11 protein-coding genes and 1 tRNA gene are annotated in these 11,045 nt (G+C 49.4%); 9 read left to right on the top strand and 3 right to left on the bottom strand.

The window, feature by feature from the left end; all coding sequences use genetic code 11:
• From fadJ to HOK28_20025, 5 genes are all read left to right on the top strand, one after another.
• The coding region (fadJ, locus tag HOK28_20005; GenBank protein ID MBT6435391.1) for a fatty acid oxidation complex subunit alpha FadJ at positions 1-948 on the top strand (948 nt) is incomplete at its 5' end.
• A complete protein-coding gene (locus HOK28_20010; GenBank protein MBT6435392.1) occupies positions 948-1,847 on the top strand; it encodes an NUDIX domain-containing protein in 900 nt (299 codons plus the stop codon). The genes fadJ and HOK28_20010, both read left to right, overlap by 1 nt.
• Positions 1,844-2,548, top strand: coding sequence for an orotate phosphoribosyltransferase (gene pyrE, locus HOK28_20015; protein ID MBT6435393.1), 705 nt, complete (start codon positions 1,844-1,846; stop codon positions 2,546-2,548). Before HOK28_20010 ends, pyrE begins: the two co-directional genes overlap by 4 nt.
• A 626-nt stretch (positions 2,549-3,174) precedes the next feature.
• Positions 3,175-5,496 carry a ribonucleoside-diphosphate reductase subunit alpha gene (locus HOK28_20020; GenBank protein MBT6435394.1) on the top strand — a complete coding sequence of 774 codons (2,322 nt, stop codon included), beginning with the start codon at positions 3,175-3,177 and terminating at the stop codon, positions 5,494-5,496.
• Positions 5,497-5,512: 16 nt separating this feature from the next.
• Positions 5,513-6,511 carry a ribonucleotide-diphosphate reductase subunit beta gene (locus HOK28_20025; protein MBT6435395.1) on the top strand — a complete coding sequence of 333 codons (999 nt, stop codon included), beginning with the start codon at positions 5,513-5,515 and terminating at the stop codon, positions 6,509-6,511.
• Positions 6,512-6,680: 169 nt separating this feature from the next.
• Here the strand turns inward: HOK28_20025 and HOK28_20030 are convergent.
• Positions 6,681-6,756, bottom strand: a tRNA-Cys gene (locus HOK28_20030).
• A 108-nt stretch (positions 6,757-6,864) separates the two neighbouring features.
• Here HOK28_20030 and HOK28_20035 point away from each other — a divergent pair.
• Positions 6,865-7,356: a hypothetical protein gene (locus tag HOK28_20035; protein MBT6435396.1), complete on the top strand. Its 492-nt coding sequence runs from the start codon at positions 6,865-6,867 to the stop codon at positions 7,354-7,356.
• Here HOK28_20035 and lptC read toward each other — a convergent pair.
• Complete coding sequence (gene lptC, locus HOK28_20040) at positions 7,340-7,882, bottom strand: LPS export ABC transporter periplasmic protein LptC (GenBank protein ID MBT6435397.1); 543 nt, start codon at positions 7,880-7,882, stop codon at positions 7,340-7,342. The two genes, HOK28_20035 and lptC, sit on opposite strands and share 17 nt — an antisense overlap.
• A 38-nt stretch (positions 7,883-7,920) precedes the next feature.
• Between lptC and HOK28_20045 the strand changes: the two genes are divergently transcribed.
• Positions 7,921-8,334 carry a group 1 truncated hemoglobin gene (locus HOK28_20045; GenBank protein ID MBT6435398.1) on the top strand — a complete coding sequence of 138 codons (414 nt, stop codon included), beginning with the start codon at positions 7,921-7,923 and terminating at the stop codon, positions 8,332-8,334.
• 3 nt (positions 8,335-8,337) lie between these two features.
• Positions 8,338-9,195 (top strand): YicC family protein, encoded by an 858-nt coding sequence (locus HOK28_20050; GenBank protein ID MBT6435399.1) that lies wholly within the window; start codon positions 8,338-8,340, stop codon positions 9,193-9,195.
• A gap of 34 nt (positions 9,196-9,229) precedes the next feature.
• Here the strand turns inward: HOK28_20050 and HOK28_20055 are convergent, their stop codons facing one another.
• Positions 9,230-9,592: a conjugal transfer protein TraR gene (locus tag HOK28_20055; GenBank protein MBT6435400.1), complete on the bottom strand. Its 363-nt coding sequence runs from the start codon at positions 9,590-9,592 to the stop codon at positions 9,230-9,232.
• Positions 9,593-9,790: 198 nt separating this feature from the next.
• Between HOK28_20055 and HOK28_20060 the strand changes: the two genes are divergently transcribed.
• Positions 9,791-11,045: hypothetical protein (locus HOK28_20060; protein ID MBT6435401.1), on the top strand; the 1,255-nt coding region annotated here is incomplete at its 3' end.

Genomic DNA, 11,045 nt, shown 5'->3' on the forward strand with positions numbered 1-11,045 from the left:
ATTGAAGCTGTATTCGAAGATCTAGATCTCAAGCAGAACCTGCTCCGAGAGGTCGAGGCTGCTACCAGCACGGATACGATATTTGCATCGAATACTTCCTCGTTGCCGATTACGGAAATTGCTAAGGCGTCAACCCACCCGGAAACCGTGATTGGGATGCACTATTTCTCTCCTGTAGAGAAGATGCCGCTACTTGAAATCATTACCACGCCTGAAACGGCTGATTGGGTCACGGCAAGCTGTGTGGCGTTTGGTAAGAAGCAGGGCAAAACCGTCATCGTCGTTCGGGATGGCACAGGCTTTTATACCTCTCGTGTCCTTGCACCGTATATGAACGAGGCAGCATGGGCATTGAATGAAGGCGTAAGCATCGAGAAGCTCGACCGAGCTTTGGTAAACTGGGGCTTTCCAGTGGGTCCAATCACATTGTTGGACGAAGTGGGCATTGATGTAGGCAATAAGGTTGCTGGAATCATGGAGAAGGCATTTGGAGACCGTGTGAAAGCACCAGGTTCCATGACAAAGCTTCTCGACGATGACCGAAAGGGACGTAAAAACTCTCGAGGCTTCTATTCTTACCAATTCGGCAAGAAGGCTGGGGTGGATTCATCTGTTTATAAGACACTTGGAATCACCGTAGATGAGAAGGCCGGAGGCACGGAAGAGGAGCTGGCGTTGCGTTTGGTCCTGCAAATGGTCAACGAAGCAGCTTATTGTTTAGAAGAAGGTATCTTGCACAATGCCCGTGATGGTGATGTCGGTGCGATTTTCGGCCTCGGTTTCCCCCCTTACACGGGTGGTCCATTCTTTTGGTGTGACACCGTGGGCGTCGAAAACGTGGTTAAGCACCTCGAAGAGCACGCAGAAAAGTACGGTTCGCGGTTCAAACCAGCTCAAATCCTCATCGATTATGCGAAAGAGGGTAAGAAATTTCGCGGTGATTCCTAATGAGCGGACTCCCTGAGACGCTTCAGGGAACCCGTGATGCGTCGACTGTTGTTGTTTTGAGGGACCGTGACACCCTTGAAGTACTCCTGATGCAGCGTCATTCAAAGAGTGGCTTCATGGGTGGTGCTTATGTTTTCCCCGGTGGAAAAGTGGATGACACGGATTGTTTGAACCCCAATGACGCCTCTGAAATCCTTCAAAAACTAATATCTGCTCTCGATTCCACCCCAGGAACGGCTCCTAGCAAGGCTCGAAAAATGGGCTTTGCGGTGGCCGCATGTCGTGAACTTTTCGAGGAATCTGGGCTCCTTTTGGGTGCGGATCTCATTACGAGAAACAGCTCTGGTGCCACACTGGACCCTGCTCAGGGGCGTTCTTTTAATGAATCACTTATGGAAGTGGATATGTTTAAGGCGATCGAATCACTGCATTATTTTGCACATTGGGTGACTCCATCGTTCGAAAAAAAACGTTTTGACACACGTTTTTTTGTTGCACGAGCTCCTGAAGGTCAGGAGTTACGTCCAGATCCCAGAGAGGTGACGGACCTCGTTTGGCTCCCAATCCGAACCGTTTTAGAACGCCAGTCTCAAAATGAGATCGTTCTTCCTCCCCCAACACTTAAGATTCTTGAGGATCTCGTCTCGTTCGAGAAAGTGGATGAGGTCATTGAGTGTACCCGTCATGGTGAGGTACAGGCGCTTATGCCAAAAATAGTTTCCGGGATGGAAAATTGCTCCCTAACGGTGATTCTTCCATGGGATGAAAACTATGAATTGGCAGATGGTGAATCGTTGGTTTACGATCCTAATTTGAAACCAGTTTTGGGTGATAATTCAGTGTCTCGAATTGAACTTTTTGATGGTGCGTGGCGAACGGCCAAAGGAGTGGTTGGATGAAAAGCGAAGAACAGAAGAATGAGTTTATCCAGTTCATGCTCGATTGCGGTGTGTTGCGTTTTGGTGATTTCACAACCAAGAGTGGTCGCAAGACGCCGTACTTCTTGAATACAGGTCTTTATCGCACAGGTGCCCATCTTAAGCGCCTTAGCGAGTTTTATGCTGCTGAGATCAATGAGGTTTTTGGTGATGGCGTCGATAATCTTTACGGGCCTGCTTACAAAGGTATTCCGCTGGCAGTTGCCACGGCCATGGCACTTTATGACACACACAGTCGCAATGTGAGCATCACGTTTAATCGCAAAGAAGCCAAGGATCACGGCGAGGGCGGAGTCCTTGTTGGAGACCAATATTCCGGTGATGAAAATGTGACTCAAAACGGGATGACGCGCGTGGTCATGATTGAAGATGTAGTGACAGCGGGTACAAGTGTGCGTGAATCGATGGGCGTTTTGAAACATGTCCCAAATGCGGACGTCGTCGGATTAATTGTCAGTGTAGACCGTATGGAAAAAGGAACTGGAGATGTCTCCGCAATTCAGGAAATCTCTGAAAGCTTTGATTTACGGGTCACCGCAATGGTCAATTTAGTGGACATTATTGCCTTCTTAAAGAGGGCTGAAAAAAAGGGTTCGCCAGTGGTGAGCGAAGCTGAACTGAAAAAAATCGAGGACTACTATCGAGCAAATGTCTGCGTGTAAAGTTTTTGGCGTCGAAATTTGATCGAAAAAAAGCCTATGCAAACCAATTGGTTAGAGCGGCTCTCGCGATTTTACGGGGTTTTTAGCCGGTCGTTTTTCACGATCTTGATCTATTAAGTACGTAGCCCTGCGTTGCACTACATTACCATCGAGTATCCCGTTGACCTTCAGATCCCGGTGGTCTACTTAAAACTCATAGCAAGTTTTGCTTCTCGTTTCGTTGGGGACGAAAACCAAGTTGCTTAAGTGATTTTCGGCCTACTGGTCGAAGGTCAATTGCGAGTTCCGAAGGTACTCGCGGGGGGGCTCCAGGATGCTAATTCAGCTGATTCCTGGGCCATAAACATAGTGAAGCGAAGAGCATCCATGGTGGATGCTCACTGTAGCCATTATTTTGGCTCGTAGGTAGATCGGTGCGACTTTTGCGCAGGTTGACCCGATTTTTGCGTCTAGACAGTCACAAACAAGGGCTGTCGGATGAGTTTGTTAAAATCTTTAAGTTGTCGGAGGGGACAATCATGAGACTAGAGACCAGGACAGAGCGTCAAGCTGATGTAGAACAAACCGGATCTGTGGGGGCAGAAAAGGTTGAAACGAAAAAAGAGATGCAAGAAGTGAGTACAGGAATGCATGTACGGAAGCGTAACGGAGATATGGACCCGGTTGATCTGAACAAGATTGTTCGGGCTATTAACCGTTGCTGTGTCGGCCTCGTGGACGTTGACCCCATTCGAGTCGCCACCAGAACCATCAGTGGTTTGTATGACGGTGCGACAACCGCAGAACTCGATGAGTTGTCTATCCAGACAGCAGCGTCGTTGATGGCAGAGGAACCACAGTATTCGTTCCTCGGTGCCCGATTACTCTGTGGCTTTATCGACAAAGAAGTGCAATCCCAGGAAATCCACTCGTTCAGCCAGTCTGTTCGGACTGGTTATGAAGAGGGATTGATTAGCGGACGTACGTTTGAGTTTGTTATGGGCAACAGCCGCAAGCTCAATGATGCTATTGTGCACTCACGTACACAGGAGTTTCATTACTTCGGCCTCAGAACGGTTTATGACCGTTATTTGCTGAAGCATCCTGAAAGCCGTGAAGTCATTGAATCACCGCAATACTTCTTTATGCGCGTGGCATGTGGTTTGGCTGAGAGCCCAACTGAAGCCATCGAATTTTACGATATTATCTCCAACCTGCGTTATATGCCGAGTTCACCAACTCTGTTTAACTCAGGAACACGTCACCCGCAGATGTCTTCATGCTATCTCTTGGACTCTCCGGTTGATGATTTGGTTGCTATCTATGACAAGTACAAAGACATCGCGAAGCTCTCGAAGCACGCAGGTGGTATTGGACTAGCGTACCACCGAGTTCGCAGCGAAGGTTCGCTGATTCGTGGCACCAATGGTCAGTCTTCAGGTATCGTACCTTTCCTCAATACTTTGGATGCATCGGTTGCGGCCGTAAACCAAGGTGGACGTCGTAAGGGTGCTTGCTGCGTATATCTCGAGACATGGCACTCAGACATCGAGTCATTCTTGGAATTGCGCGACAACACAGGTGACGAATCTCGCCGAACTCACAACCTCAACTTGGCAAACTGGATTCCAGATTTGTTCATGAAGAGAGTTGAAGCGGATGCGATGTGGTCACTCTTTGATCCGAAGGAAGTTCCGGAGTTGGTTGACACCTTCGGTGCTGAATTTGAAGAGCACTACACAACTGCAGAAAAAGAAGAACGTTTCAGCAACCAAGTGAAGGCACGAGACCTTTACGGGCGAATGATGCGAACTTTGGCTGAAACCGGCAACGGCTGGATGACTTTCAAGGATAGCTGCAACACCAAGTCCAACCAGACTGGTAAAGCAGGTAACGTTGTTCACTCATCGAACCTCTGCACGGAAATTGTTGAAGTCACCAGTGATGGTGAAACCGCGGTATGTAACCTCGGTTCGGTTAACCTGGCTCGATTCGTAACAGATGAAGGCAGCGTTGATTATGAAGGAATTCGCGAGACCGTTAAGGTTGCAGTGAAGTACCTCGACCGTGTTGTCGACATCAACTATTACCCAACTGAAACTTCTGCGGCATCCAACAAGCGATGGCGTCCAGTTGGTCTTGGCCTCATGGGTCTTCAAGATGTTTTCTTCAAAATGGAACTCCCGTTTGACAGCAAGGAAGCACAAGAAATCTCAGCGCGGGTTCAAGAGGAAATCTATTTCGCAGCATTGAGCGCGTCATGTGCCTTGGCTGAAAAGTCAGGTGCTCATGAATCTTTCGCCGAGACACGTGCGGCGGAAGGTCAGTTCTCTTTCGACCTCTGGGGTGTAGAGCCTACTGATGCCGAAAGATGGAATGTGCTTCGTGAAAAAGTGAAGCAGTACGGCCTTCGTAACTCGTTAATGATTGCAATCGCTCCAACGGCGACAATCGCGACGATTACCGGTGTGTACGAATGTACAGAGCCTCAAATTTCTAACCTGTTTAAGCGCGAGACGCTCTCAGGTGACTTCCTTCAGATTAACCACTATCTGATTTCGAAGCTCAAGAATATGGGACTTTGGACACAAGCTATCCGTGACAAGGTTAAGCTTAACGATGGTTCCATTCAGGAAATCGGTGAGATTCCTGCTGGCATTCGTGAAATTTACCGAACAGTCTGGGAATTGCCGCAAAAGTCGTTGATCGACATGGCAGTTTCTCGTGGCCCGTTTATCGACCAGGCGCAGTCATTGAACTTGTTCATGGCGAAACCAAACATCGGTAAGCTTTCTTCTATGTACATGTATGCATGGAAGCAGGGCGTGAAGACCACTTATTATCTGCGCTCTCGACCAGCGACTGCTATTCGCAAAGCAACGGTCAGCACAGAAGGCAAGACGTTTACCGACGAGCAATCTGTAGCATGCTCTCTGGAAAACCCAGAGATTTGCGAAGCTTGTCAGTAATATTGGGGGAAACAAAATGATTTTAGAACCAGGACTTAACCTCACTCTGCGTCCAATGCAGTACCCAGAGTTTTACGAAATGTATCGTGATGCGATTCGTAACACTTGGACCGTAGAAGAGGTCGATTTTTCAACAGATGTGCGTGACCTTAAGCATAAGCTTACAGGCGCAGAAACACATTTGATCAGCCGTTTGGTGGCCTTTTTCGCAACAGGCGATTCTATCGTAGCGAATAACTTGGTCCTCAACTTGTACAAGCACATCAACTCGCCTGAGGCGCGGATGTATTTGTCACGCCAACTCTATGAAGAGGCGTTGCACGTACAATTTTACCTCACGCTTTTAGATACCTATATTCCGGATATCAAAGAGCGCGAAGCGGCATTTGCGGCGATTCATAATATCCCGTCAATCCGCAAGAAGGCTGAATTCTGCTTCAAGTGGATGGACTCTGTTGATGATTTGCATGAGTTGCAGACTGGTGAAGACCGTCGTAAATTCTTGCTGAATCTGATCTGTTTTGCGGCTTGTATTGAAGGACTCTTCTTCTTTGGTGCTTTTGCGTATGTTTACTTCCTACGTTCAAAAGGGCTCTTGCATGGACTCGCTTCGGGAACCAACTGGGTTTTCCGTGACGAGAGTTGCCACATGCAATTTGCTTTCAGCGTCATCGAAACAGTGCGCCAAGAACAACCTGAGTTGTTTGACGACAAGCTCCAAGCACAAGTTGTTGAGATGTTGACTGAAGCTGTTGACTGCGAAATGCAATTTGCTGATGACCTTCTTTCCGAAGGCGTAAGCGGATTGTCACCCAAGGATATGCGCAAGTATCTTGAGTATGTAGCGGATCAACGATTGGTCAATTTGGGATTTGCTCCTCATTTTGGTTCGAAGAATCCGTTCTCTTTTATGGAGCTTCAGGATGTTCAGGAGTTAACAAACTTCTTTGAACGACGTGTTGCTGCATACCAGATGGGCGTAGAGGGCGAAGTCGCATTTGACGAAGCTTTCTAAGCTTAATCACTGAATGTGATTATTTATAAACCTCCGCATCGGGACCCTTTCTCCTGGTGTGGAGGTTTTTTTTTGTTCGAAAATGAATATTACGACGCGGCGAACGCACAAGGGCATAGGATTTGTATGATGACAATGTTCGGGGGAATTCGGTAAAAAAGAGGGGAAATGGAGGCGCGAACCGGATTCGAACCGGTGAATAACGGTTTTGCAGACCGCCCCCTTAACCACTTGGGTATCGCGCCGAGCCGAGGATGATATGCCGCAGGGAGGGCCTTCATGTCAAGAGATGGTGTGTTTTTTGCCAGAACTCGTTGCTTTACACAGGCTCAGTGACATCGCAAAATGAAATCATGTCGAACTTAAGAGATGAACTGGCTCAAAGACTCGGAGAGCAGCTGGCTGATGCGATGCGCTCAGATGCCCGTGGTCGCTCCTACCCGGTGGCTTGGTCCAGTGTGAAGCCACAGGAGCCCGGGGAGCCCTGTGCGGACTCTGGTCGCCTGACCCGGCCGCCGCCAGGCACTGCATCCGTGAGGCCTTCTGTGCCAGCTCCACAGCCATCTATGAGAGCAGGGGACGATGTCTTATCTAATGCGGCGGACAGTGCATTTTTCTCGAAGAACGAATCCGGCGAAGCCACATTCGAGCTGATGATATCTGACGAACTCTTCGAAAATCTGCGGTGCAGCATTACAGTCGGCAAGGGCGGCGTTAACGCTGTCTTTCATGTGGGCAGTGACCAAGACCTTCGGCGACTGCTGGAAGCCGAATCAGGGCGCCTGAGGGCTTCCCTGGAGGCCAAGGGGCTTCGCTCGGTGACGGTGTCTATCGAGACCGAGTGATGGGTGAAGTAATGGTCCCGAGGATCGGACCCTTTAGAAGAACACGACCATCGGCAATACTGTAATTTAAGCTTTGTGCCTCAAGCTCTAGGCCTTCTGCCTTGATATGTATGGGGCCTTCGCCCTGAATCGTCGCTTCTTTACGCACATATCGGAGCTTCTGGGTCACAATGGTTCGGTGGTACCCATCCTCAAGCACTGCCTGCTCAAGTACCGCGTCGTGGGTGAGGGGAGATAGTGCACCCGTTGGAGCTTTGAGGGTGAGCGTGTTTCCTTGATTTTGGACCTGGTGGGTGATGACAACATTTTGGACGCGGGTTGAATCGAGGCCTCCAGAGGCAATTTTCGCATAAGCCTTCCAGGTCGGGTTCTCAGGGTCACCTTCTTGAAGAACAAGGTCAGAGATTTCAAATCTATCAGCGGATTCACTGAATTCACCTGGGCTCCCGGCCGTAGAGTCTCCAGGCTTGCAGCTGAGGTTGCTAAGAAGAAGTGAAATAGGTAGGACAATGAACCATCGGTACATGACCATGGCATATCACATGGAAGAATGAATTAGGAAGTATGGAAGAATCATCCAAAGACTTTGACCGGCTAGGCGGGGAAGCGGGCTTACGGGCACTTATTGATGATTTCGTGGCGACTGTCTTCGATGATGTGATGATTGGGTTCTTTTTCCGCAACGCCAACCGAGCTCGTATTCAAGAGATGGAATACCAGCACGCGGCTGAGTATTTGGGGGGCCCCGTGATCTACAGCGGCCGCTCGCTTGCCCAAGCTCACAAAGCGCACCCAATTATGGGGGGCCAGTTTGCACGCCGCAAGCAGCTTTTAAAAGAAGCCATGGAACGCCACAGTGTACCCGAAGATATTACGACAAGATGGTTAGACCACACAGAGAGCCTTCGTGAGGCCATTACCGGTGATCCCGGGGATGAATGCTTGGGTGCCGCGGCGCCTGAGCAGAATAAGGATTAGACAGTGATTAAAAGTATGACAGGCTTCGGAGCCCATTGTGTTGAAACTGAGCAGGCCCGTATTTTGGTAGAAGCCAAAAGTGTTAATGGGCGGTTTCTCAAGCTCTCTTGGAAAGGCCCTGGTGTACTGAACCGTTACGAGCATGAACTTGAGCCCTTGGTCAAAGAGAAGCTACGGCGCGGCAGTGTCAATATTCACGTATTTGTTGAGTATAAGAATCCCGAGGACTTGGTCTCGGTGGATGAGAATATCGCGCAGGCGTACAAAGCGGTTTTAGATAACCTGGGATTGCCGCTTAACTCTATTCCGCAACTCCCGGGGGTGATTGGAGGCAAGGCCCGCCGTGAACTTAATCCGGAACTTCTATCAGCGATTAAAGAGGCTCTTGGTGGGGCCCTGGTCGCGCTGGTGGCGATGCGTGAGCGTGAGGGAGAGGCTTTAGCCGGCGTTATTGAGGGGCTTTGCAAGGATATCCTGGCCGAGCGAACCGCCATTGGTGAACGCACTCAAGAAGTGATTACGAGCTATCAAGTGAGATTAAAGGACCGGCTTGCCCAATTATTGGATGGTAGCGGGGCAGACCTGGATGAGTCTGTGGTTGCCCGGGAAGTCGCTGTAATGGCTGACCGCAGTGATATTACGGAAGAAGTCGATAGACTCGAGGCCCATGTTGCCCAGATTCACGAGCTTGTGGAAAAAGGTGAAGAGGTTGGTCGTACTCTGGATTTCCTGGCTCAGGAGATGTTGCGAGAGTCGAATACGATTGGATCTAAAAGCGGCGACGTCTCGTTGGCGCGTCACGTAATAACCCTAAAGACTGCTATTGAGCGGTTTAAAGAGCAAGTCGCGAATATTGAGTAGTTAAAGAGGGAGGGCAAAGACCCTCCCCAATGGCTCAATTGTAGCTTCGCTCTTCCATTTCCTGCTCTTCTTTGCAGCGAATGCAAAGCGTTGTGACAGGACGAGCTTCCATGCGCTTGACAGCCACAGGCTCTTCGCATGCCTCACAAATACCAAATGTACCTGCTTCAATCTTAGCCAAAGCTTTCTGTACCTTAGAAAGATAGTACTTTTCACGATCCCGAATCCGGAAAATAAATGACTGTTCGTACTCCGCAGAGGCCTGGTCAATCTCATCGGGCATTTCATTTGGGTCGAGTGCGGCATCTCGAGAAAGCGTGTCATTCGCTTTACGGATCAAGTTATCTCGTTCCGCAGTAAGCATTTTCTTAAACTTTTCAAGGCTTTTCTTGTTCATGTCGTAGGGCTCTGTTCCAAAGATTGTTAACGTTCTGGCGAACGACTGACCCGGGATAATTGCCTAATTTCTCGCGACTGTACAAGTGTTTTAATCATGTATCCTCATTTCTCTTGTTTTCTCGTGCGATTCTCGATGCAAGCCTCTGGAAAGACGTGGCCTTTTGGATTATGTGGCCGAGACTTCTGGAGGTAGCAAATGACAGAGAAGAAGGCTGGCGAAGCAGATTTGATGCAGAAAATTGTAGGTCTGTGCAAAAGACGGGGATTTGTGTTCCAGTCGAGCGAGATTTACGGCGGCCTGAAGAGCGCTTATGACTACGGTCCATTAGGCGTAGAACTCAAGCGCAACTTGATGAACGAATGGTGGCGAACCATGGTTCACGAGCGCGAAGATGTTGTGGGTATCGATGCCTCAATCATGATGCACCCCAAAGTGTGGCAAGCATCTGGTCACTTGGCCGGGTTCTCTGATCCGTTGGTCGATTGCTTGATCAGTAAAGAGCGTTTTCGTGCCGATAAGGCACCAACGCCAGGCGCCGGAGAGCTACTTCCTATTCAGTGTGCAGATAAAGGGCAGGCGAAAACCTACCTTAAGGCCATTGAGGAGCGATTCGAGATTACGCTCAAGCGCGATGGCAAGACTTTGCATGGTCTTAAAGTGATTGATGCTGAAACGGTTGGCTTTTTTAGTGACCCTGAAGGCGAGGCAGATAAGACATTCCCGTACCGCGGTTATGTTAGCCCAGCGTTCGGAAGCCCGTTTCTAAGTGAAGAACGCCAATTCAACCTCATGTTCCGAACTCAGATTGGGTCGGTGGATGCTTTGGGGGACATTGCACAGTACGCTCATGAGAACCGTGAAACAGAAGGTCGTGAGTTCCGCGCTGGCCTGGATAAAATCGTTAAGAACAGTGCAGTTTATCTTCGCCCAGAAACCGCTCAGGCGATGTTTGTTCAGTTTCTCAATGTCCAGCAAACCCAGTCGATGAAGGTTCCATTTGGGATTGCGCAAATGGGCAAGAGCTTTCGCAATGAAATTACGGTTGAGCACTTTATCTTCCGGTCTTGTGAGTTCGAGCAGATGGAGATGGAATTCTTTGTTGAGCCGGGCACACAAATGGATTGGCTGGAGTATTGGCGAACACAGCGCTTGGAGTGGTGGAAGTCTTTCGCCAACCATCCCGAGAAATTCATGACGCGTCCGCATGACGACGATGAACTCGCTCACTACGCAGACCGTTGCTATGATGTAGAGTATGAATACCCATGGGGATACGACGAACTTGAGGGCATCGCGAGCCGCACCAACTACGACTTAAACAAGCACGCTGAGCATTCAGGTGCCAAGCTGAGCTATTTTGACCCGCAGAAGCAAGATCCCGAAACGGGCAAAAACGGCTGGCGCTACACGCCATACGTCATTGAACCTGCAGCTGGCGCTACGCGAGGCG

The organism is Deltaproteobacteria bacterium, from assembly GCA_018668695.1.
In the GTDB taxonomy this organism is placed as follows: Bacteria; Myxococcota; XYA12-FULL-58-9; order XYA12-FULL-58-9; family JABJBS01; genus JABJBS01.